20 protein-coding genes are annotated in these 23,075 nt (G+C 68.3%); 11 read left to right on the top strand and 9 right to left on the bottom strand.

Going from position 1 to position 23,075, the window contains the following annotated elements:
- Positions 1–826 (top strand): electron transfer flavoprotein-ubiquinone oxidoreductase (locus HWX08_RS23445; RefSeq protein WP_175807082.1); only part of this gene is annotated, 826 nt, incomplete at its 5' end.
- 139 nt (positions 827–965) lie between these two features.
- Here the strand turns inward: HWX08_RS23445 and aroC are convergent.
- The 3 genes from aroC to HWX08_RS23460 all read right to left on the bottom strand — a co-directional run bounded on the left by aroC (position 966) and on the right by HWX08_RS23460 (position 4,830).
- The gene (gene aroC / locus HWX08_RS23450) at positions 966–2,066 is read right to left on the bottom strand and encodes a chorismate synthase (protein ID WP_043183141.1); all 1,101 of its coding nucleotides are present in this window, start codon (positions 2,064–2,066) and stop codon (positions 966–968) included.
- A 234-nt stretch (positions 2,067–2,300) separates the two neighbouring features.
- Complete coding sequence (locus tag HWX08_RS23455) at positions 2,301–4,235, bottom strand: MFS transporter (RefSeq protein WP_107312354.1); 1,935 nt, start codon at positions 4,233–4,235, stop codon at positions 2,301–2,303.
- Positions 4,236–4,374: 139 nt separating this feature from the next.
- Positions 4,375–4,830, bottom strand: coding sequence for a CBS domain-containing protein (locus tag HWX08_RS23460; RefSeq protein ID WP_107312353.1), 456 nt, complete (start codon positions 4,828–4,830; stop codon positions 4,375–4,377).
- Between the two features lie 158 nt (positions 4,831–4,988).
- Between HWX08_RS23460 and HWX08_RS23465 the strand changes: the two genes are divergently transcribed.
- On the top strand, positions 4,989–5,306 hold the full coding sequence (locus HWX08_RS23465) for an Mpo1-like protein (RefSeq protein WP_069256448.1): 318 nt from the start codon (positions 4,989–4,991) through the stop codon (positions 5,304–5,306).
- A gap of 16 nt (positions 5,307–5,322) precedes the next feature.
- On the opposite strand, the gene HWX08_RS23470 is transcribed toward HWX08_RS23465, so the two are convergent.
- Positions 5,323–6,654, bottom strand: coding sequence for a YihY family inner membrane protein (locus HWX08_RS23470; RefSeq protein ID WP_069256447.1), 1,332 nt, complete (start codon positions 6,652–6,654; stop codon positions 5,323–5,325).
- A 145-nt stretch (positions 6,655–6,799) separates the two neighbouring features.
- Between HWX08_RS23470 and wrbA the strand changes: the two genes are divergently transcribed.
- From wrbA to HWX08_RS23490, 4 genes are read left to right on the top strand one after another with little or no spacing between them, the layout of a single operon-like run.
- On the top strand, positions 6,800–7,420 hold the full coding sequence (gene wrbA, locus HWX08_RS23475; protein ID WP_069256446.1) for an NAD(P)H:quinone oxidoreductase: 621 nt from the start codon (positions 6,800–6,802) through the stop codon (positions 7,418–7,420).
- Positions 7,417–7,809 carry a DUF2069 domain-containing protein gene (locus HWX08_RS23480; protein ID WP_069256445.1) on the top strand — a complete coding sequence of 131 codons (393 nt, stop codon included), beginning with the start codon at positions 7,417–7,419 and terminating at the stop codon, positions 7,807–7,809. Before wrbA ends, HWX08_RS23480 begins: the two co-directional genes overlap by 4 nt.
- An 18-nt stretch (positions 7,810–7,827) precedes the next feature.
- Positions 7,828–9,249 carry an FAD-binding oxidoreductase gene (locus HWX08_RS23485; RefSeq protein ID WP_174921978.1) on the top strand — a complete coding sequence of 474 codons (1,422 nt, stop codon included), beginning with the start codon at positions 7,828–7,830 and terminating at the stop codon, positions 9,247–9,249.
- 25 nt (positions 9,250–9,274) lie between these two features.
- Entirely contained in the window at positions 9,275–10,105 is an 831-nt protein-coding gene (locus HWX08_RS23490; RefSeq protein ID WP_107312350.1) for a metallophosphoesterase, read from the top strand.
- A gap of 67 nt (positions 10,106–10,172) precedes the next feature.
- Here the strand turns inward: HWX08_RS23490 and HWX08_RS23495 are convergent, their stop codons facing one another.
- Together HWX08_RS23495 and HWX08_RS23500 are read right to left on the bottom strand one after the other, a co-directional pair.
- On the bottom strand, positions 10,173–10,325 hold the full coding sequence (locus tag HWX08_RS23495) for a hypothetical protein (RefSeq protein ID WP_167375365.1): 153 nt from the start codon (positions 10,323–10,325) through the stop codon (positions 10,173–10,175).
- A gap of 117 nt (positions 10,326–10,442) precedes the next feature.
- A complete protein-coding gene (locus tag HWX08_RS23500) occupies positions 10,443–11,384 on the bottom strand; it encodes a LysR family transcriptional regulator (RefSeq protein ID WP_174921979.1) in 942 nt (313 codons plus the stop codon).
- A 157-nt stretch (positions 11,385–11,541) separates the two neighbouring features.
- On the opposite strand from HWX08_RS23500, the gene HWX08_RS23505 reads away from it, so the two are divergent.
- Genes HWX08_RS23505 through HWX08_RS23520 form a run of 4 tightly spaced genes read left to right on the top strand, consistent with a single transcriptional unit; the run spans position 11,542 to position 16,438 of the window.
- Positions 11,542–13,134 (top strand): efflux transporter outer membrane subunit, encoded by a 1,593-nt coding sequence (locus HWX08_RS23505; RefSeq protein ID WP_084636013.1) that lies wholly within the window; start codon positions 11,542–11,544, stop codon positions 13,132–13,134.
- A gap of 14 nt (positions 13,135–13,148) precedes the next feature.
- A complete protein-coding gene (locus HWX08_RS23510) occupies positions 13,149–15,350 on the top strand; it encodes an FUSC family protein (RefSeq protein WP_069256441.1) in 2,202 nt (733 codons plus the stop codon).
- Positions 15,347–15,550, top strand: a complete 204-nt coding sequence (locus HWX08_RS23515) for a DUF1656 domain-containing protein (RefSeq protein ID WP_011351756.1) — start codon at positions 15,347–15,349, stop codon at positions 15,548–15,550. Before HWX08_RS23510 ends, HWX08_RS23515 begins: the two co-directional genes overlap by 4 nt.
- Positions 15,551–15,562: 12 nt before the next feature.
- Positions 15,563–16,438: an efflux RND transporter periplasmic adaptor subunit gene (locus HWX08_RS23520; RefSeq protein ID WP_069256440.1), complete on the top strand. Its 876-nt coding sequence runs from the start codon at positions 15,563–15,565 to the stop codon at positions 16,436–16,438.
- Positions 16,439–16,462: 24 nt separating this feature from the next.
- On the opposite strand, the gene HWX08_RS23525 is transcribed toward HWX08_RS23520, so the two are convergent.
- Complete coding sequence (locus HWX08_RS23525) at positions 16,463–18,136, bottom strand: methyl-accepting chemotaxis protein (protein WP_174921980.1); 1,674 nt, start codon at positions 18,134–18,136, stop codon at positions 16,463–16,465.
- A gap of 407 nt (positions 18,137–18,543) precedes the next feature.
- Between HWX08_RS23525 and HWX08_RS23530 the strand changes: the two genes are divergently transcribed.
- On the top strand, positions 18,544–19,782 hold the full coding sequence (locus HWX08_RS23530; protein WP_069256438.1) for an MFS transporter: 1,239 nt from the start codon (positions 18,544–18,546) through the stop codon (positions 19,780–19,782).
- 66 nt (positions 19,783–19,848) lie between these two features.
- Here HWX08_RS23530 and HWX08_RS23535 read toward each other — a convergent pair whose 3' ends face one another.
- Both HWX08_RS23535 and HWX08_RS23540 read right to left on the bottom strand, forming a co-directional pair.
- Entirely contained in the window at positions 19,849–20,646 is a 798-nt protein-coding gene (locus HWX08_RS23535; RefSeq protein ID WP_174921981.1) for a 5'-methylthioadenosine/adenosylhomocysteine nucleosidase, read from the bottom strand.
- Positions 20,643–23,006, bottom strand: coding sequence for a UvrD-helicase domain-containing protein (locus tag HWX08_RS23540; RefSeq protein ID WP_069256436.1), 2,364 nt, complete (start codon positions 23,004–23,006; stop codon positions 20,643–20,645). The genes HWX08_RS23535 and HWX08_RS23540 overlap by 4 nt, the downstream gene beginning before the upstream one ends.
- Positions 23,007–23,075: the final 69 nt, after the last annotated feature.

Raw genomic sequence — 23,075 nt, forward strand, 5'->3', positions numbered from 1 at the left:
GCCGTTCGAGGAATTCCAGCGCTACAAGACGCATCCGTCGATCCGCGCGTTCCTGGAAGGCGGCAAGCGCGTGTCGTACGGCGCGCGCGCGATCACGGCCGGCGGGCTGCTGTCGCTGCCGAAGACGGTGTTCCCGGGCGGCGCGCTGATCGGCGACGACGCGGGCTTCCTGAACGCGTCGCGGATCAAGGGCAGCCACGCGGCGATCAAGACCGGCATGCTGGCGGCCGACGCCGCGTTCGATGCGGTGCAGGCCGGCCGCCAGTCGGACGAACTCAACGCGTACCCGGACGCCTTCAAGCAATCGTGGCTGTACACGGAGCTGTACCGCGCGCGCAACTTCAAGCAGTGGATGGCCAAGGGGCTGTACCTGGGCACGCTGATGGTCGGGCTCGAGCAGAAGGTGATGGGCGGCAACGTGCCGTGGACGCTGCATCACAAGCACGCGGACCACGAGATGCTGAAGCCGGCGTCGCAATGCCAGCCGATCGAGTATCCGAAGCCGGACGGCAAGCTGACGTTTGACCGGCTGTCGTCGGTGTTCATCTCGAACACGAACCACGAGGAGAACCAGCCGGCGCACCTGACGCTGAAGGATGCGAACGTGCCGGTGAACGTGAACTTGCGCACGTACGCGGGGCCGGAGGGGCGTTTCTGCCCGGCGGCCGTGTACGAGTTCGTGAAGAACGACGACGGCAGCGACCGGCTGGTGATCAACGCGCAGAACTGCGTGCACTGCAAGACCTGCGACATCAAGGACCCGACGCAGAACATCGTGTGGGTCACGCCGGAAGGCGGCGGCGGGCCGAATTACCCGAACATGTAATGACCTAAACGCGCCGCCGCGAACGGCGCGTTTTTGTCACCGCGAACCGCCGCAAACGAAAACGGGGCGCTGCCTGAAGCAGCGCCCCGTTTTGCATTCTTCGCGCCGGGCGTGACGCGCTGCGCCCCGCCCGCTTGCGTCAGGTTGCGCTGCCTGCGATCTTCGGCGTCGGCGTCTCGACGTCGCCGCACTGCGCGCGATGGCGTAGCGCATGGTCGATCAGCACCAGCGCGAGCATCGACTCGGCGATCGGCGTCGCCCGAATGCCGACGCACGGATCGTGGCGGCCGAAGGTTTCCACCGTCGCTTCGTCACCGGCCTTCGTGATCGAGCGGCGCGGCGTGCGGATGCTCGACGTCGGCTTGATCGCGATCGACACGGTGATGTCCTGCCCGGTCGAAATTCCGCCGAGCACGCCGCCCGCATGGTTGCCGACGAAACCGCCCGGCGTCAGTTCGTCGCCATGCACCGAGCCGCGCTGCGCGACGCTGTCGAAGCCCGCGCCGATCTCGACACCCTTCACCGCGTTGATGCTCATCATCGCCTTGGCGATATCCGCATCGAGACGGTCGAACACAGGCTCGCCCCAGCCGACCGGCACGCCCGATGCGACGACGTCGATGCGCGCGCCGATCGAGTCGCCGTCCTTGCGCAGCGCATCCATGTACGCCTCGAGTTCCGGCACGACCGCCGCGTTCGGAGAGAAGAACGGATTTTCGTGCACGTGCGACCAGTCGACGAACGGCACGTCGATTTCGCCCAAGCCGCTCATGTAGCCGCGCACCTCGACGCCGAAGCGCTCGCGCAGCCACTTCTTCGCGACCGCACCCGCGCCGACGATCGGCGCGGTCAGGCGCGCCGACGAGCGGCCGCCGCCGCGGTAGTCGCGGATGCCGTATTTCTGCCAGTAGGTGTAGTCGGCGTGACCGGGACGGAACGTCTCGACGATGTTGCCGTAATCCTTGCTGCGCTGGTCGGTGTTGCGGATCAGCAGCGCGATCGGCGTGCCGGTCGTCACGCCTTCGAACACGCCCGACAGGATCTCGACCTCGTCGGCCTCCTGCCGCTGCGTCACGTGACGCGACGTGCCGGGCTTGCGGCGATCGAGCTCGACCTGGATGTCGGCTTCGGTCAGCCCCATTCCCGGCGGGCAGCCGTCGATCACGCAGCCGATCGCGGGACCGTGCGATTCGCCGAAGGTCGTGACAGTGAAAAGCGTGCCGAGGGTATTGCCGGACATGATGGAACCGCCCAAAGAGAAATAGGCAAACCGATGCGCTGCCGAGGCCGCAGGCAGGCCGATCGTTTGCCGGTCGAGAAAAGAGGTAAGCCGCTATTATGCCAGCCGTCCGGGGCCCGCGGGCCGCATGCCACGCGGCCCAGGCGCCCCCAACTCGCGTTCGCGGCCCGACCGGTGCGGCAGGAAGCCCGTTCCGGCCCGATTGCAGCCGAATGCCGGCCGCCGGGCGCCCGCCTACTTCCGCGCGCCGCGCAACTCGGTGACCGCAGCCTGCAGCGCGTCGGGCGTCGCGACCGACGCCGGGATCGGCTCGCCGACGGCAAGCGTCAGCCGGCTCATCGCGCCGCGCTTGATGGGGCGCGGCATCCGCGCATCGGAATGCCGCGAGAAATAGCTGCCCCACAGCCCGCGCAGCGCCATCGGAATCACCGGCGCCGGCGTGCGGGTCAGGATCTCCGTGATGCCGTGGTGGAACGTGTTGATGTCGCCGGTTTTCGTCAGCTTCCCTTCGGGGAAGATGCACACGAGTTCGCCGTCCTTCAGCGCCGCCTCGCAGGCGTCGTACGCCCGCGCGAGCATCGCGGGATCCTCGTGACGCGGCGCGATCGGGATGGCCTTCGCATGCCGGAACACCCAGCTCGCGAAGCGTGTCTTGAAGATCCGGTGATCCATCACGAAGCGGATCGGCCGCGGACTCGCGGCGGCCAGCACCAGCGCATCGACGTAGCTGACGTGGTTGCACACGAGCACGGCCGCCCCTTGCGCCGGAATCCGCTCCGCGTGTACGAGGCGAATCCGGTAGAAGGTGTGCACGAGCACCCAAGCGACGAAGCGCAGCAGGAACTCGGGCACGAGCAGATAGATATACGCGGCGACGATCACGTTCAGCAGCGCCGTGACGAGGAACAGGCCCGGGATATCGACGCCGGCCTTCGTCAGCCCCATCGCCATCACGGCCGACAGGATCATGAACAGCGCGTTCAGGATGTTGTTCGCGGCGATGATCCGCGCGCGGTGCGTCGGCGCGCTGCGGCTCTGGATCAGCGCGTACAGCGGCACGCTGTAGAAGCCGCCGAACATCGCGAGCAGGAACAGGTCCGCGAGGATGCGCCAGTGGCGCGCGCCGGCCAGGAATTCGCCGACCGACAGCAGATGGCCGGGCGACGGCAGCGCGTGGCTCGCGAAGTACAGCTCGATCGCGAACACGCTGATGCCGATCGAGCCGAGCGGCACGAGGCCGATCTCGACGCGCCGCTGCGACAACCGTTCGCACAGCAAAGAACCGAGGCCGATGCCGACTGAGAACGTCGCGAGCAGGATCGTGACGACGTCGGGGCTCGCGGACAGCACGTCCTTCGCGAAATTGAAGAACGACGTGAGGAACGTCGCACCGACGAACCACAGCCACGAGATGCCGAGCAGACTCAGGAACACGGTGCGGTTCTGGCGCGCGAGCCCGAGGTTGCGCCATGTTTCGCTGACCGGATTCCAGTTGATCACGAGGTCGGGCTGCGGCGCCGGCGTCGACGGCACGCGCTGCGCGACCAGGCGCCCCGCGAGCGCGATGACGACGACGCTCACCGCGAGCACGCGCTCGCCATTGCCCTCGATCCCCGCGGCCGCGCCGCCGATGATCGTGCCGATCAGGATCGCGATGAACGTGCCCATCTCGACGAGGCCGTTGCCGCCGACCAGCTCATGCTCGGCGAGATGCTGCGGCAGGTACGAATACTTGACGGGCCCGAACAGCGTCGAGTGCATCCCCATCATGAACGTGCACAGATACAGCAGCGCGGCGCTGTGCGTGACGAAGCCGGCGGCGCCGACCAGCATCAACACGATTTCGAAGGTCTTCACGAAACGCGTGAGGGTCGCCTTGTCGTACTTGTCGGCGATCTGGCCGGAGGTGGCCGAGAACAGCACGAACGGCAGGATGAAGATCGCGGAAATCAGGAAGGCCGCCGTCTTCGCATCGACGCCGGCGAACCGCGCGGTGTGATAGGTGACGAGCGACGTGAAGCCGATCTTGAAGACGTTGTCGTTCAGCGCGCCGAGGAACTGGGTCGTGAAGAACGGCGCGAAACGGCGCTCGCGCAGCAGGTCGAACTGCGATGCGTGGGCGCGCGGGTCGCCACGCCGCCCGGAAGTGACTTGCGTTTGATCGCTCATGCGGAATACGTGCGCGCCGTCTGGGCGACGCTGCACGGGCCTCGTGTGGTCGTTGGAAAAACGGCGGCGCAGGACGAACCTGCGCCGCCGCGAGCCGGGTGGCAGCGCCCGCGCATGACGGCGACGGGCGCGGCGTGATTCACGACTTGTGCGCTTCGGCTTCCGATTCCGGCCAGTCGCGGATGTACGCCTTCAGCATCCGGTTCTCGAAGCTCTGCGCCTCGACGACCGTCTTCGCGACGTCGTAGAACGAAATGACGCCCATCAGCACCTTCTTGTCGAGCACCGGCATGTAGCGCGCATGGCGCTCGAGCATCATCCGGCGCACTTCGTTGACGTCGGTTTCCGGCGTGCACGTGAGCGGCTCGTCCATCACCTTGCGCACCTGCACGTCGCCGATCGCGCCGCCGTTTTCGCGCAGGCGCAGGATGATCTCGCGGAACGTGAGCATCCCGACGAGATCGCCGTACTCCATCACGACGAGCGAACCGATGTCGTGCTCTGCCATCGTATCGACCGCTTCGCGCAGCGGCTTATCGGGCGTCACGGTAAACAGCGTGTTGCCCTTCACTTTCAGAATATCGCTGACGCGCATCGTAGTCCCCTCATGCTTGAATGCAAAACCTCTTTCGATCCTATCGGAAAGCCTGTCAAAAGGAAAGCGCGGGCCCGCGCGGCGGGCCGCGCCCCGCTTGCGGAAGCGGTCTGCCGGCCGCACAATGGCCCCGTGAACCGCGGCCGGAGGAGACGTCCATGGCGCATACGCATTCGGAGCAATTCGCCAGCTTCGCCGATTTCTACCCGTATTACCTGAACGAACACCAGAACCTGACGTCGCGACGGCTGCACTTCATCGGCTCGCTCGGCGTGATCGGCTGCGTCGCGATGGCGATCGCGACCGGCCACTGGCTGTGGCTGCCGGCGGCGATCGTCTGCGGCTATGGGTTCGCATGGGTCGGACACTTCTTCTTCGAGAAGAACCGCCCGGCCACGTTCCGGCACCCGATCTACAGCCTGATGGGCGACTGGGTAATGTTCAAGGACATTTGCACGGGAAAAATCCCGCTGTAACGGCCGGCCGCCCCGCTCACGCGGGCCGCGGCGGCCGCGCCTGCGGGTCGGACACGCCGCCCGGCGCCTGCCCCGGGGCACCCGCCGGCTGCGCGCCGGCCACGCGGTGCGCGGCGATCAGCGTCGCGAGCGACACGTCGAAGCGCTCGCTCGACAGCACCGCGAGCAGCGCGCCGCCGTCGACGTGGCTGCGGCGGCGCTGCAACTGGTAGGTGAGCTCGGTGCGGTCGATCACCAGCACGTCGAACAGTTGCGCAAGCGTCAACTGCTCCGGATTCGCGAGCAGGATGTAGCGCGGCGTGGTCTCGCCGCCGCCGTCGAGCCGCGCAATCCACTCCCGCTCCTCCATCGTCGTCAGCAGGCGCTGCGCGGTTTCCATGTCGCAGCGCAACATGGTCGCGAGCCGCATCGCCGTGTAGCCGCGCTTGCCGGCCGTGCGCGCGTCGGTGAGCCGCGCGAGCATTTCCAGCGCGTCGAGCAGGTCGCTGCCCGGATAGTGGATGCGGTGGAACTGGCCGACGCGGATCGCCGGCAGCGCGGAGGCCACCATCGCACCGAGCAGCGCGATGAACCAGCTCAGATACACCCAGAGCAGGAACACCGGGAGCGCCGCGAACGCGCCGTAGACGGCCGTATAGGTCGGAATGCGACGCACGTAGTAGCCGAAGCCGCGCTTCGCGAGTTCGAACGCGACGGCCGCGAACAGCCCGCCGATCACGGCGTCGCGCCATGCGACCGTGCAGTTCGGCAGGTACACGTACAGCAGCGTGAACGCGAGCACCGTCAGCGGCAGCGACGCGAGCGCGAGCAGCCACTCGACGATCGACGTCGACGGTGCGGCGCCGGTGAACGCCAGCGACTGCGTAAACAGGTACGACGAGATCGACAGGCTCACGCCGAACAGCAGCGGGCCGAGCGTGATCAGCGCCCAGTACGCGAGCACGCGCTGTGCGAACGGCCGCGGCTTGCGCACGCGCCAGATCAGGTTGAATGCCGACTCGATCGTCATCATCGTCATCACGGACGTGACGACGAGCACGATCAGGCCGGCCGTCGTCAGCCCCTTCGCCTTCGACGCGAACTGGTTCAGGTACTTGAAGATCTGGATGTTGAACTGCGCGGGCATCAGGTGATCGGCCAGGAACCCCTGCAGCGAGATCTGGAACGACGCGAACATCGGGAACGCGGTGAACAGCGCGAACGCGACCGTCACGAGCGGCACGAGCGCCAGCATCGTCGTAAACGTCAGGCTGCCCGCCACTTGCGGAATGCGATCCTCGGCGCTGCGCCGGGCCGCGAACTGCGCGAGGCGCTTGATGGTGTCGAGATCCACGCTCAACTTCGGCAAACGACTTCTCCTTCGTGATACCGCGCGCCTGGAGGCGCGCCGCCGTCGCGCTGCGCGACGGCTTCAGCCCCTATAATAGCCGCTCGATTCCAGCAGGGGCCGACTGCACCGGGCACGCGCGCGGACGCACGCGGCTCCGTCGCCCATGAAAGACATCCTCGTCCTCTATTACAGCCGTCACGGCGCCACGCGCGATCTCGCGCTCGCGATCGCGAACGGCATCGACAGCGTGCCGGGCATGCAGGCTCGCATCCGCACGGTGCCGCCCGTGTCCGCCGTCTGCGAAGCCACCGCCCCCGACATCCCCGCCGACGGCCCGCCGTACGCGGAATTGCGCGATCTCGAGGAATGCGCGGGCCTCGCGCTCGGCTCGCCGACCCGCTTCGGCAACATGGCAGCCTCGCTCAAGTATTTCCTCGACGGCACCACGCCGCAATGGCTGTCCGGCGCGCTGACCGGCAAGCCGGCGAGCGTGTTCACGTCGACCGGCAGCCTCCACGGCGGCCAGGAATCGACGCTGCTGTCGATGATGCTGCCGCTGCTCCATCACGGCATGATGATCGTCGGCATCCCGTACACGGAATCCGCACTCAGCACGACGCGCACCGGCGGCACGCCGTACGGCGCATCGCACGTCGCGCAGCACGACCGCTCGGCAGCCGCCGGGCTGTCGGCGGACGAAAAGGCGCTCGCGGCCGCGCTCGGCGTGCGGCTCGCACGCGCGGCGGCCGCCCTCGCCAATGCCCAGGCCGCCGACGCCGCATGAACGCGCCCGCCCGCCCCGCCGCCGCGGCCCGTCCGCGCTACGCACTGATCGCCGCCGCGTGCCTCGTCGCGCTGATCGCGCTGTCGCTCGCGTGGGAGTTGCGGCTCGCGCCGCTGCGCCCGGGCGGCTCCGCGCTGATGCTCAAGGCGATCCCGCTCGCGCTCGCGCTGCCCGGCGTCTGGCGGCGTAACATCTATACGATGCAGTGGGCGAGCATGCTGATCCTCGTCTATTTCGCCGAAGGCGTCGTGCGCGGCATGTCCGATCGCGGGCTGTCCGCGACGCTCGGCTGGTGCGAGACCGCGCTTGCCGTCGGCTTCTTCGTGGCGGCGCTGGCGTACGTCGCGCCGTTCAAGCGCGCGGCGAAAAAATCGCGCGCCGCGTCCTGACCCTTACGCGACAAGGTGATGATGTCTTCCGAAGCTTTCGTTTCCGCGTGCCGCGACGCGATCGGCGCCGACTATGTGCTGACCGATCCGCACGATACCGAACCGTTCCTGACCGACTGGCGCCGCCGCTACAAGGGCGCGGCGTGCGCGGTGCTGAAGCCGGCGAACACGGCCGAAGTCGCCGCGCTCGTCAGGCTGGCCAATGCACACGGCATCGCGCTCGTGCCGCAAGGCGGCAACACGGGCCTAGCCGGCGGCGCCACGCCCGACGCGAGCGGCAGCCAGGCCGTGCTGAGCGCCGCGCGGCTGAACCGCGTGCGTGCACTCGATCCGCACAACAACACGATCACCGTCGAAGCCGGCGTGATCCTCGCCGACGTGCAGGCACGCGCCCGCGAAGGCGGCCGGCTGTTCGCGCTGAGCCTCGCGGCGGAAGGCAGCTGCACGATCGGCGGCAACCTGTCGACCAATGCGGGCGGGACCGCGGTGCTGCGCTACGGCAATGCGCGCGAGCTGTGCCTCGGGCTCGAGGTGGTGACGCCGCAGGGAGAGATTTGGGACGGACTGCGCGGACTGCGCAAGGACAACACCGGCTACGATCTGCGCGACCTGTTCATCGGCGCGGAAGGCACGCTCGGGATCATCACGGCGGCCGTGATGAAGCTGCACCCGCTGCCGGCCGCGCAGGTCACCGCCCTCGCCGCGCTCGAATCGCCGCACGCGGCGCTCGATTTCCTCGCCCTCGCGCAGCGCGCGGCCGGGCCGCTGCTGACCGGCTTCGAGCTGATGTCGGACTTCTGCATGCAGCTGGTCGGCAAGCATTACCCGCAACTGCGCTACCCGTTCGCGCAAGCGCATGCGCAGACGGTGCTGCTCGAACTGTCCGACAACGAAAGCGAAGCGCATGCGCGCGCGCTGTTCGAGAAACTGATGGAAGAAGCGTTCGAGGCCGGGCTCGTGATCGACGCGGTGGTCGCGGAGAACCTCGCGCAGTCGCGCGCGTTCTGGGACCTGCGCGAGCACATCCCGCTCGCGCAGGCCGACGAGGGGCTGAACATCAAGCACGACATCGCAGTGCCGATTTCGTCGATCGCGCGCTTCATCGACGAGACCGACGCGGCGATCCAGCAGGCCGCGCCGGGCGCGCGAATGGTGACGTTCGGCCACCTCGGCGACGGCAATCTCCACTACAACGTGCAGATGCCCGAAGGCGGCGACCCGAAGGCGTTCCTGGCCGCGTTCCAGGCGCCGATCAACCGGATCGTCTACGACAACGTGCATCGCCATCACGGCACGATCAGCGCGGAGCACGGGATCGGGCAGCTGAAGATCGACGACGCGCAGCGTTACAAGTCGCCGGTGGAAACGACGCTGATGCGCACGCTGAAGACCGCACTCGACCCGCGCGGCCTGATGAATCCCGGCAAGGTCCTGCGCTGAAGCCGCCCACTCCGGAGCCAAGCCCGTGAAAGTTCGCGTCCTGTCCGACCTGCATCTCGAAAGCAACCTGCCCGACGCGATCCCGCATGCCGACGCGGATCTCGTCGTGCTGGCCGGCGACATCCACAATCACGCGGAAGGCCTGCGCTGGGCCGCCGAAACGTTCGATCCGGCGGTGCCGGTGATCTACGTGCCGGGCAACCACGAGTATTACGACGGGGAATTCGGCGCGCTGGAGACGGCGATGCGCGACGCGGCGCAGGCGCTCGACAACGTGCATTACCTGAACAACGACGTCTACGTCGATCCCGGCCAACGTTTCCGCGTGCTCGGCACGACGCTCTGGGCCGATTTTTCACTGTTCGGCGCCGACGAAGCCAGCGTGGCGAACGCGATCGACGCCGGGCTGCGCGTGATGCTCGATTTCAAGGGTTTGATCCAGGTGACCTGGCCGCACGACGCGGCGCTGCATGCGGCGCAGGGCGCGCCGGAACGGGATTTCTCGCCGGCCGACGCGATCGCGCTGCATCGACGCAGCCGCACGTGGCTGGAAACGCAGCTCGCGGCGCCGTTCGCGGGCCGCACGATCGTCGTCACCCACCATGCGCCGCACCGGCGCTCGCTGGCGCAGCGCTATGCGCAGGATCTGGCGTCGGCGGGATTCGTCACGGACATGGCGGAACTGGTGCGGCCGCCGGCGGATCTGTGGCTCCACGGCCACACGCATACGTCATTCGATTATGTGGCGGACGGCGGCACGCGCGTGGTGTGCAACCCGCGCGGCTATATCCACCGGCGCACCGGCGAACGGGAAAATACCGCGTTCGCATGGGACAAGGTCGTCGAGCTCGGCTGAACACCGAGCCTGCCGGCCGCGTTGCGCGGCCTGTTGCGTGGTTGCGACCCGGAGCGTGACCGCGGGATCAGCGGCCCGGGCGACGGAGCTCGCGCACCCGCACCGGCACCGGCTTCATCCGCGCCTTCGCCTTCATCGCGCGCAGCAGGTCGCGGGTCGCCGCGGCGGCCGCGGCCGCGCCCAGCAGGACTCCAAGGCCGATCATCAGGTGCGTGTCCATCGCTACTCCGGGGTTCCGTATCTCGTTAGTTTCCACAATAACAAACTGTCTGACACGCGTTCGTAAAAAAATGTTGCGTGAAGGACAAATCTCGTCAGATTGCGGCCCACCGCGCGGTCATGTCGCACGCGTGTACTGCTCGAGCGCGGCTTCGTCGGCCGCGAGCGTGGCCGGGAGTTCGTCGCGCAGGAAATCGACCCAGGTGCGAATTTTCGCGTCGAGGTACTGGCGCGACGGATACAGCGCGTAGATGTTCATCACGTGCGACCGGTATTCGGGCATCACGCGCACGATGTGCCCGCTGCGCAGCCAGCCGATCGCCGAATAGAGCGGCAACCCGCCGATCCCCATCCCTTCCCGTACGGCCACCGCGAGCGCCTCGGCGACGTTCACGCGAAACGGCGGCGCCGTGATCGGGACGACCTCGTCGCCGTTCGGCCCCGCCAGCGCCCATTCGTCGAACTGGAACCCCGGCGCGACCATCCCGAGGCAGACGTGCTGCGCGAGATCTGCCGGCCGCTGCGGCACGCCGTGCACCTCGACGTAATTGCGTGACGCACACACCACGCTGTAGCTCTCGCCGAGCCGCTGCGACACGAGCCCCGAATCGGGCAGGTCGCGGCCGACGACGATCGCGACGTCGTACCCCTCGTCGAGCAGGTCGGGCATCCGCTGCGCGAGCGTCAGCTCGACGTGCACGTCCGGATAGCGCTCGCGATAGCGCGCGATGGCCGGCACCAGATAGTGCTGGCCGAGACTCGTGAAGCAATGCACCTTCAGCTTGCCCGACGGGCGCGCGTGCGCATCGCCCGCCTCGGCTTCGGCCTGGTCGACGTACGCGAGGATCTGCTCGCAGCGCTGCAGATAGCGCTCGCCGGCTTCGGTCAGCGCGATCCGGCGCGTCGTGCGGTTCAGCAGGCGCGTGCGCAGGTGGGCCTCGAGGTCCGAGACCGCGCGCGACGCGTAGGCGGTGGTCGAATTCATCTGCTGGGCGGCCGCGGTAAAGCTTCCCGCGTCGACCACGCGGACGAACACCCGCATGTTTTGTAGCGTATCCATCCCATTACCCGTTTGAATCCGGACGGATTGTTGCACAGAGGCGAACAAGTATTGTCTCAGGATTCGTAAAAATGACTTGCACCCTTGTCCATTTATTCAGGAATCACTGAAAAATATAATCGCATCCGACTCATCTATATCCGAAAGGGAGAAAATCGTGCAGTCTCCGGCGACAAAAGGGACGCTCGCACTGGCGGTTCTTGCAGTCTCATTAATAATGGCCGGGTGTGCGAGCATGGGCGACAACAAGCCGCAGTCGGCCCGCATCGACGCGAACGCGCTCGATGCCGGCGCCGCGATCCGTGCGGCGGACCGTGACGCGGGCTGGCCCGCGGCCGACTGGTGGCGCGCCTACCGCGATCCGCAACTCGACGCGTGGATCGCCAGCGCCCAGGCCGGCAATCCGACCCTCGCGGCCGCCGAGGCACGCGTGCGCGAAGCGCAGGCGATGGCGCGCGTGGCGCGTTCGGCCGAGCTGCCGCAGATCAACGGCAACCTGTCGCTGATGCGCGAGCACTGGCCGGACAACGTGTACTACGGGCCGGGTCCGCTCGCGAACGCCGACACCTGGAACAACACCGGCACGCTCGGCCTGTCGTACCACCTCGACCTGTGGGGCAAGGACAAGAACGCGACCGAGCGCGCACTCGACACCGCGCATGCCACCGCCGCCGACGCGCGTGCGGCGAAGCTCGAACTCGAAGTCAACGTCGTGCGCGCGTACGTCGGCATGTCGATGAACTACGCGCTGCTCGACCTCGCGCATCAGACGTTCGAACGCCAGCATGCGCTCGCCGATCTCGCGCGCAAGCGGCTGCAGGCGGGCCTCGGCACGCAGCTCGAAGTGAGCCAGGCGGAATCGACGCTGCCCGACTATGAGCGCCAGATCGACAGCTACGAGGAAGCGATCCAGCTCGCGCGGCACCAGCTCGCCGCGCTGGCCGGCAAGGGCCCGGGCGCCGGCGACGCGATCAAGCGGCCGCAACTGTCGCTCGACGCGCCGGCCGGCCTGCCGTCGGCGATGCCGGCCGACCTGCTCGGCCGCCGCCCCGACGTCGTCGCGGCGCGCTGGACGGTCGACGCGCAGGCGCGCGGCATCGATGTCGCAAAGGCGTCGTTCTACCCGAACATCGATCTGCTCGCGACGGTCGGCGGCTTCGGCGTGACCGCACCGTTCACCGACTTCCTGCGCGCGATGAACGGCGGCTGGACGGCCGGCCCCGCGCTGTCGCTGCCGATCTTCGAAGGCGGCCGGCTGCGCGCGCAACTCGGCGCGGCGAATGCCGGCTACGACCAGGCGGTCGAGCGCTACAACCAGACGATCGTCGGCGCGCTCAAGGACATCGCCGACCAGGTCGTGCGGATCCGTTCGCTCGATACGCAGAAGAAGGACGCCGCACGCTCGGTGGCCGCCAACGACCGCAGCTACCAGTTGTCGCGCGAAGGCTTCCGCCGCGGGCTGACCGATTACGTGAACGTGCTGGTCGCCCAGCAGCAGTTGCTGCGCGCGCAGGAAACGGCCGCCCGGATCGACGCGGAGCGCCTCGCCGCGCACGCGCAGCTGATGGCCGCGCTCGGCGGCGGCGTCGAAACCGGCACCGACGTGCCGGGCGGCCATCCGTCGCATGACGAATCCGCCGCGGGCACCAGCGCGAGCGCTGCCGCATCGGCTGCGAAGCCCGCGGCGGCAGTCGCGCGGCCCGCCCGGGTGGCGGCCGCCGGTGCGTCCGGCGTGCCGGCCGCACGGTAACGAGGAGCGACACCATGTCAGCCTCCTCCCCCGCCTCCACGCCTGCCGGCGGCCCGTTCGCGACCTGGAGCACCGCGTTCGGCGACTGGGCCCGCACCGACGGCGCCGCGTGGCTTTATCTGTTCAAGGCGCTGCTCGCGACCTTCATCGCGCTCGGCGTGTCGATGCGGCTCGACCTGCCTGCACCGAAAACGGCGATGACCACGGTGTTCATCGTGATGCAGCCGCAAAGCGGCGCGGTGCTCGCGAAGAGCTTCTACCGGGTCGCCGGCACGATCTTCGGGCTCATCGCGACGCTCACGTTCGTCGGGCTGTTCCCGCAGCAGCCGCAGCTGTTCCTGCTGGCGGTCGCGGTGTGGATCGCGCTGTGCACCGCGGGTGCCGCGCGCAACCGCAACTTCCGCAGCTACGGCTTCCTGCTCGCCGGCTATACGACCGCGCTGATCGGCCTGCCCGCGTCGCAGCACCCGGACGGTGCGTTCATGAGCGCGATGACGCGCGTGTCCGAAGTCATCATCGGGATCGTGTCGGCCGGCGTGGTCAGCGCACTCGTGTTTCCGCAATACACGGGCGAGCAGATGCGCACGACGGTGCGCAAGCGCTTCGGCAGCTTCGTCGACTACGTCGCGTCGGCGCTGTCGGGCCAGCTCGACCGCGCGCACATCGAGACCATCCACACGCGCTTCGTCGCCGACGTGGTCGGCTTCGAAGCCGCGCGCAGCATGGCCGTGTTCGAGAATCCGGACACGCGCATGCGCAGCGGCCGCCTCGCCCGGCTGAACAGCGAGTTCATGAGCGCGTCGAGCCGCTTTCACGCGCTGCACCAGCTGATGAACCGGCTGCACGCGGCCGGCGCGCAGGCGGCGATCGATGCGATCGAACCGTATTTCCGCGAAATCGCGCCGCTGCTCACGCGCCACGGCGAACCCGTGCGCACGTCGATCGACGCCGCGCACTCGGCCGAGCAGCTGCTCGCGTGGCGCGACGCGCTGCCGCGCCGCATCCGGGCGACGCGCGCGGCACTCGAAACGCAGCCCGGCTTCCCGCTGCTCGACTTCGACACGGCCGCCGAGCTGCTATACCGCTTCATCACCGACCTGCAGGAATACGCGGCGACCTACGCGTCGCTCGCGACCGCGACCCACGAGCGCGAACGCTGGATCGAACGCTACGAGCCGCGCACCAACCGGACGGCCGCCACGATCGCCGGCATCCGCACCGCGACGGTCATTCTCGCGCTGGGCTGGTTCTGGATCGAGACCGCCTGGCCGAGCGGCGTGATGCTGGTGCTGAACGCGGCGGCGACCTGCGCGCTCGCATCGTCGGCGCCCCGCCCGACCGCGATGGCCGCGCAGATGGGAATGGGCACCGCGCTGGCCGTCTGCACCGGCTTCCTGCTGATGTTCGGCATCTACCCGCGGATCGACGGCTTCTGGCTGCTGTGCGCGGCGCTCGCGCCGTTGCTGGCGATCGGCATCTACATGACGCTGAAGCCGAAGCTCGCGGGCTACGGGATGGGCTACCTGATCTTCTTCTGCTTCCTCGCCGGCCCCGACAGCATCACGCACTACGATCCCACCAGCTTCATGAACGACGCACTCGCGCTGCTGCTGTCGATGCTGGTCTCGGCGATCGCATTCGCGGTGATGTTCCCGCCGACCGCGCCGTGGCTCAAGAAGCGGCTGCTCGCCGACCTGCGCCACCAGGCCGTCGCGGCGTGCCACGCGCGGCTCGCCGGATTGCGCACGCGTTTCGAGAGCGGCGCGCGCGACCTGATGTACCAGGCGCACTCGCTGTCGGCCGACCAGCCCGACGTGCAGCGCGACGCGCTGCGCTGGATGTTCGCGGTGCTCGAAACCGGCAACGCGGCCATCGACCTGCGCCACGAGCTGGCCACGCTGCCGCCGGACCCGCGCTATGCGCCGACGATGCCGTGGCGACGCGCGATCGAGACGATGCGCGCCGCGCTGTCGTCGCTGTTCACGCGGCCCGACGCCGAACGCTTCGATGCGACGCTCGCCGCGGTCAACGACGCGATCGACGCGACCCGGCAGACGCTCGACGCGTTCACGCCGTCGCGCGACGAACGCCACCGGCTGCAGCGCATCCTGAGCCATCTGCATTTCGTGCGCACGGCGCTGCTCGATCCCGAATCGCCGCTCGCCGCGCTCGACCGCAACCGCCCCGTGCGTCCCCAACCAGGAGCCTCGTCATGATGCCGCGTGAAATCGCCATTCTCGATGCCTACATGCCCACGGTGGTGCTGATGTTCGTCCTCGGCGCGCTCGCGACCTGGGCCGTCGACCGCCTGCTCGCCTATACGGGCCTCTACCGTCTCGTCTGGCACCCGTCGCTGTTCCGGGCCTGCCTTCTCGTCTGCATTTGCGGCGGACTGAGTCTTGCCGTTTACCGTTGATTCCGAACCATCATGATTCTCAGAAAACTCTTCGGCTTCGTCGCGACCGCCGTCATTCTTCTCGTCGCGATCCTGATCGGGCGCTCGCTGTGGGTGCACTACATGGACGATCCGTGGACGCGCGACGGGCGCGTGCGCGCCGAGATCGTCAACGTCGCGCCGGACGTGTCGGGCGCGATCGTCGAGCTGCCCGTGCATGACAACCAGCTCGTGAAAAAGGGCGACCTGATCATGCAGATCGATCCGTCGCATTACCAGATCGCGGTCGAGCAGGCGCAGGCGGCCGTCGCCGCCCGCCGCGCGGAACTGCAGATGCGCCGCGACGACGCGGCACGCCGCGCGGATCTCGATGCGCTCGTCGTGTCGAAGGAAAACCGCGAGAACGCGGCGCACAGCGCGTCGAGCGCCGATGCGCAGTATCAGCAGGCGATCGCCGCGCTCGACGCCGCGAAGCTCAACCTCGAACGCACACGCGTGGTCGCGCCGGTCGACGGCTACGTCACGAACCTGCAGACGTTCAAGGGCAACTACGCGGTGGCCGGGCAGGCGAAGCTCGCGATCGTCGACAGCCATTCGTTCTGGGTCTACGGCTACTTCGAGGAAACCAAGCTGCCGCGCGTGAAGATCGGCGCGCCGGCCGAGATGCGGCTGATGAGCGGCGGGGTGATGAAGGGCCACGTCGAGAGCATCTCGCGCGGCATCTACGATCGCGACAACCCGCAAAGCCGCGACCTCGTCGCGGACGTGAACCCGACGTTCAACTGGGTGCGCCTCGCGCAGCGCGTGCCGGTGCGCATCCGGATCGACGAGGTGCCGGCCGACGTGGTGCTGTCGGCGGGCACGACCTGCACGGTCATCATCGATCCGGACGCGAAGAAGAAGTCGTAAGCGCGTCGCCCCGCGTCGCGGCGCTTACGCGGCGAGGCGAAAGCGCCCGACCAGCGACTTCAGCGCCTGCGCCTGCTCGTCGAGCGCATTCGCCGCGGCGGCCGCCTGTTCGACGAGCGCCGCGTTCTGCTGCGTGCCGGCATCCATCTGCGTGACCGCGCGGCCGATTTCGTCGATGCCGGCGCTCTGCTCGTCCGATGCGGCGGAGATTTCGCCGATGATGTCGGTCACGCGCTTGACCGCGCGTACGACGTCGTCCATCGTGCGGCCCGCATCGTGCGCAAGTGCGGCGCCGTTCGCGACGCGCTCGACCGACGCGCCGATCAGCGCGCGGATCTCCTTCGCCGCGGTGGCCGAGCGCTGCGCGAGCAGGCGGACCTCGCCTGCGACCACCGAGAAGCCGCGCCCCTGTTCGCCGGCGCGCGCGGCCTCGACCGCCGCATTCAACGCGAGTATGTTCGTCTGGAACGCGATCCCCTCGATCGTGCCGATGATGTCGCGGATGTTCTTCGCGCTGTCGTCGATCTCGCTCATCGTCGCCACCACGCGGCCGACCACTTCCCCGCCCGTTTCCGCGACGGCCGACGCATTGGCCGCGAGCGCGCTCGCCTGCCGAGCGTTCTCGGCATTCTGCCGGACGGTCGACGTGAGCTGCTCCATGCTGGCCGCGGTGCGCTCGAGCGCGACGGCCTGCTGCTCGGTGCGCTTCGACAGATCGAGGTTGCCGGTGGAAATCTCGCCCGACGCGGCGGCGATCGCCTCGGCGCTGACGGCGATCTCGCCGACGGTCGCCGCGAGCCCCGTCTGCATCTCGGCCAGCGCACGCACGATGCTGTCGCGGTCGTGCCGGCCCAGCTCGATCGGTCGCGTCAGGTCGCCGCGCGCGATGTCCGCGGCGATCGCCTTCGCATGCGCGGGCTCGCCGCCGAGCTGCGACACGAGGCGGCGCACGACACGCTCGGCGATCACGATCGCGAGCACGATCAGCGCGCCCGTCATCGCCGCGATCATCGCGAACGACGACGAGAAAATGGTCGCGGACGCATCGAGCGTCGCCTTCGATTTCGCGCCGCGCGTCTTCACCAGTTCGGCGACGAGCTTCTCGAGCTTGCCGGTTTCGACCAGCAGCGACACGTCCTGCGTGCCGACCTGCCAGTTCATCTGCGACAGGTCGAGCGGCTGCGCGCGCACGAGCGTGACGAAATCGCGCAGATGCGCGCTCCACGCGCCGACCGCCGTCGAGAATGCCCGCAGGCGCGCCGAATCGTCGGCATCGGCCGGATCCGCGTAGCGCTGCAGCGTGCCGAGTGCCTGGCCGATCGACGCGAGCCCCGCGCCGACGTCGGCGCCCAGGTCGTCGCGCTCCTTCGCGGTGGTCGCGGTCAGCAGCATCTTCTGCGCGCGGCTCGCGCGCAGCACTTCGGCGCGGACCTCCTCGGCCGCGCGGCTCGCGACGTGGCCCTGTTCGTAGACCGACGCGATCGACGCATTCAGCCGGCTGATCTGCCACAGCGAAAACACGCCGATCGCGAGCGTTCCGACAAGCAGGATCGCGAATGCGGCGCGCAACGTCGCCTTGACGGTCCACGGCCGGCGCGCGCGACGCGCCGCGCGCACGCGCCGTGCGGCGCGGCCGGCGGCAACGTCGTGTGCGGCGGCCGCCGCACCGGGCTGTGGAGGCAAAGATGCTGCTTTCATCGAACTATCCCCGTATTGATCACGCGGCCGGAAAGGTCGGTCCCGGCGTTCCCGCGATGGCTGGCCATGCCGCGCGTCCTGCGCCCGCACGGCGGATAGCCGGTGCCGGGCGCGGCGCGCCTGTTGTCATTGGGTCGTACTACGGCCGCCATCGCCGCTTCTTGAGTCCGGGAAACCACGTACCGGCCTCGGCGCCGCCCCTCCGCTTGCGGGCGGGCGCGCCGCCAGCGTTATACCCGGCCAAAAAAGCCGGTACCGGCCGATCCGTCCGAGGAATGTCCGATTCACGATAAAACTTGTCCTGACATTCTCGATACGCCACATTACACTTCTTTGACGCAGCAACGATTCAAGACGCGCCGCCCCCGACAGAGCGCGCCCGCCACCTCAACTCGTTCAGCTCTCACATGGAAACCAGCCTCGACTCCGGCGCCGCCGCCGCTACCGCTTCCCAGCCTTCCGCCCCTCCCGTCGCCCGCACCGTGTACCCGGTGCTCGGCGCGATCAGCTTCTCGCACATGCTCAACGACATGATCCAGTCGTTGATCCTCGCGATCTATCCGATGCTCAAGAGCCAGTTCGCGCTGTCGTTCGCGCAGATCGGCCTGATCACGCTCACCTACCAGATCACCGCGTCGCTGCTGCAGCCGCTCGTCGGCCTCTATACCGACAAGCGTCCGAAGCCGTATTCGCTGCCGGTCGGCATGGGCTTCACGCTCGCGGGGCTGCTGCTGATGTCGGTCGCGCCGAATTTCCCGATGCTGCTGGTGGCCGCGGCGCTCGTCGGCTGCGGGTCGTCGGTGTTCCACCCCGAATCGTCGCGGGTCGCGCGCATGGCGTCGGGCGGCCAGCACGGGCTCGCGCAGTCGGTGTTCCAGGTCGGCGGCAATGCGGGTTCCGCGCTCGGGCCGCTGCTCGCCGCGCTCGTGATCATTCCGCACGGCCAGCACAGCATCGCGTGGTTCTCGGCAGCCGCGCTCGTCGCGATGATCGTGCTCACGCAGATCGGCCACTGGTACAAGAAGCATCCGTCGATGAAGAAGAAGGCCGCGGCGGCCGGCCACCCGACCCTGTCGCGCGGCCGCGTGATGGGCGCGATCGGCGTGCTGGTGCTGCTCGTGTTCTCGAAGTATTTCTACCTCGCGAGCATCAACAGCTATTTCACGTTCTATCTGATCGACAAGTTCCACCTGTCGGTGCAGGCCGCGCAGATCCACCTGTTCGTGTTCCTCGCGGCCGTGGCGGCGGGCACGCTGATCGGCGGCCCGGTGGGCGACCGGATCGGCCGCAAGTACGTGATCTGGGTGTCGATCCTCGGCGTCGCGCCGTTCACGCTGCTGCTGCCGTACGCGAACCTGTTCTGGACCAGCGTGCTGACCGTGATCATCGGCATCGTGCTGGCATCGGCGTTCGCCGCGATCCTCGTCTACGCGACCGAACTGATGCCCGGCAAGGTCGGGATGGTCGCGGGGCTGTTCTTCGGCTTCGCGTTCGGCCTCGGCGGCGTCGGTGCGGCCGTGCTCGGCCAGCTCGCCGACGCGACGAGCATCACGTTCGTCTACAAGGTGTGCTCGTTCCTGCCGCTGATCGGCGTGCTGACGGTGTTCCTGCCGAACCTCGAAAGCAGCCGGCGCAAGAACGCGTGACGAACCGGCCGCGGCGGGGTTGCCGCGGCCGTTCGATCGATCCGGAGGAAAAATACGACGGCGGCTTCAGGCCGCCGTCGTCGCATGCAGCGTCAGGAAACGCTTGAGGATGCCGGACGAATAGCTGCTCGCGATCGCCGACAGGAAATGCGAGAACGACTGCGTCGCGTGATCGTCGGCCGTATCGGAAATCGTGCGCACGAGCGCGAACGGCACGTCGTGTTCCGCGCACACCTGCGCGATCGCCGCGCCTTCCATCTCGACCGCGAGCGCGTCCGGCAGCGCGTCGCGCAACGCGACGACCTCGTGCTCGCTCGACACGAAGCGGTCGCCGCTGATGATGAGCCCGCCGTGCAGCGTCGCGCCGGCCAGCCCGAAGCGCTCGGCGAACTGCGCGCCCTCTTCCGCGACGAACAGCGTGCAGGCGGCCTTCAGGCGCGCGGTGAGCGCCGCGTCGGTCGCGAAACGCGTGATGCCGAGCAGCGGCACCTCGTAGCGCGGAAACAGCGGCGACGCATCGAGGTCGTGCTGCAGCAGCGTATCGGCCACGACGACGTCGCCGACCCGCACCGTGCGCGACACGCCGCCCGCGACGCCGGTGAACACGACGCCCGCGACGCCGAACACGTGGATCAGCGCGCTGACCGTGGCCGCGGCCGCGACCTTGCCGACCCGCGCGAGCGTCACGACGCAGGCCGCGCCGTGCACGGTGCCGACGTGATAGTCGCGGCGGCCGAGCGTGACCGTCTTCATCGCGCCGTCGGCGCGCATCGCGGCGATCAGGTCGCCGAGTTCCTCGGGCAGCGCGGCCAGGATGCCGAGCGGACGGGCCGAATCCGCACCCGCGATGTCGATGTTCATCATTCCACCGCCTGCAGCTTCGCGACCGCGAGCGCGAGCCACTTCTCGCCGTGCCGCTTGAATTTCACCTGCGCCTTCGCGTCGGTGCCGTTGCCTTCGAGCGCGGTGACCGTGCCTTCGCCGAACTTGGTATGGAACACCTGCTGGCCGACCCGGAAGCCGGCATCGGCCGCCCGCTGCTTGTCCGCGAACGCGGGCAGCGGCGCGGACACGGCCGGATCGACGATCTGCTCGCGGCTGCCGCCGCCGGGCCGCGCGAACCAGTCGCGCCCGTAGCCGGCGTTGTCCGAACGGCCGCCCCAGCGCGAACCGGCCTCGACCTTCGGCGTCAGCCACTTGAGCACGTGCTCCGGCAGTTCGTCGAAGAAGCGCGAGCGCACGTTGTAGCGCGTCTGGCCGTGCAGCATCCGGCTTTGCGCGAACGACAGGTAGAGCCGCTCCTTCGCACGCGTGATCGCGACGTACATCAGCCGGCGCTCTTCCTCGAGGCCGTCGGATTCGAGCACGCTGTTCTCGTGCGGGAACAGCCCTTCCTCGAGGCCCGTGATGAACACGGCCGAGAATTCGAGCCCCTTCGCCGCGTGCACGGTCATCAGTTGCACGGCGTCCTGCCCGGCCTGCGCCTGGTTGTCGCCGGCCTCCAGCGACGCATGCGACAGGAAGCCCGCGAGCGGCGTCATCGTGTCGGGGTTCTGCGCCGGGTCGGCGGGCGACACCGGATCGAGCACGTCGAGCGCCGGATCGTCGGTGGCCGTGCCGAGCTCGGGCGCCGCGATCGCGCCCGCGCGCAGCGGGATCGACCGGGCGGGCGTGTCGAGCCCGTAGCCTTCCTCGGCGATGAACGCGGTGGCCGCGTTCACGAGTTCCTGCAGGTTTTCGAGGCGATCCTGGCCTTCGCGCTCGCCCTGGTAGAAATCGGCGAGACCGCTGGCGCGCACGATGTGCTCGACAGTGTCGGGCAGGTTCATGTGCTGCGTGTCGGCGCGCATCTTCGCGACCAGGTTCGCGAACCCGCCGAGGCTCGTGCCGGCCTTGCCGGTCACGTACGGAATCGCGGCGGCCATCGAGCAGCCGTACAGGCGCGCGGCGTCGGCGAGCTGCTCGATCGAGCGCGCGCCGATCCCGCGGGTCGGGAAGTTCACGACGCGCGCGAACGCGGTGTCGTCGTTCGGGTTGTCGATCAGGCGCAGGTACGCGAGCGCATGCTTGACTTCCTGACGCTCGAAGAAGCGCAGGCCGCCGTACACGCGGTACGGAATGCCCGACGACATCAGCGTGTGCTCGATCGACCGCGACTGCGCGTTGCTGCGGTACAGGACGGCCACTTCGCTGCGCGCCATCCCGGTGTTGATCAGCGAACGGATCTCCTCGACGATCCAGCCCGCTTCCTGCGAATCGGTGCTCGCCTCGTACACGCGCACGGGCTCGCCGTGGCCCGCATCGGTGCGCAGGTTCTTGCCGAGACGGTGCGCGTTGTTCGAGATCAGCTGGTTCGCCGCATCGAGGATGTTGCCGTGCGACCGGTAGTTCTGCTCGAGCTTGATCAGGTTGCGCACGCGGAATTCGTCTTCGAAGTCGCGCATGTTGCCGACGTTCGCGCCGCGGAACGCGTAGATCGACTGGTCGTCGTCGCCGACCGCGAAGATCGCGTTCTCGCCGCCCGCGAGCATCTTGAGCCACGCGTACTGCAGCTTGTTGGTGTCCTGGAACTCGTCGACGAGGATGTGCCGGAAGCGCGCCTGGTAGTGCGCGCGCAGCGGCGCGTTGTACGCGAGCAGTTCGTAGCAGCGCAGCAGCAGCTCGGGGAAATCGACGACGCCCTCGCGCTGGCACTGCTGGTCGTACGCCTGGTACAGCTCGACGAACTTGCGGTTGAAGTTGTCGCTCGCGTCGACCTTGTCCGGGCGCAGCCCCTGCTCCTTCGCGTTGTTGATGAAGTACTGGACGTTCTTCGGCGGGTACTTTTCGTCGTCGACGTTCGCGGCCTTCATCAGCCGCTTGATCGCGGACAGCTGGTCGGCCGTGTCGAGGATCTGGAAGGTCTGCGGCAGGCCGGCATCGCGCCAGTGCGTGCGCAGCATCCGGTTGCACAGGCCGTGGAACGTGCCGATCCACATCCCGCGCGTGTCGATCGGCATCATCGCCGACAGGCGCGCCATCATCTCGCGCGCGGCCTTGTTCGTGAAGGTGACGGCCAGCACGGTGGGCGGCGATGCGTAGCCCTGCTGGATCAGCCACGCGATGCGCGTGATCAGCACGCGGGTCTTGCCGCTGCCCGCCCCCGCGAGGATCAGCGCCGGTTCGTTCGGCAACGTGACGGCGGCGAGTTGTTCGGGGTTCAGATTGGCGAGCAGGTCGGGCATGGAGCGGCAGCGAACGGGCGAGGAAAATGCGGACCCGACATTATAAGTCGGCCGCGCGATGCTGTTCCC

The organism is Burkholderia metallica (assembly GCF_902832845.1).
GTDB classification, from domain to species: domain Bacteria; phylum Pseudomonadota; class Gammaproteobacteria; order Burkholderiales; family Burkholderiaceae; genus Burkholderia; species Burkholderia metallica.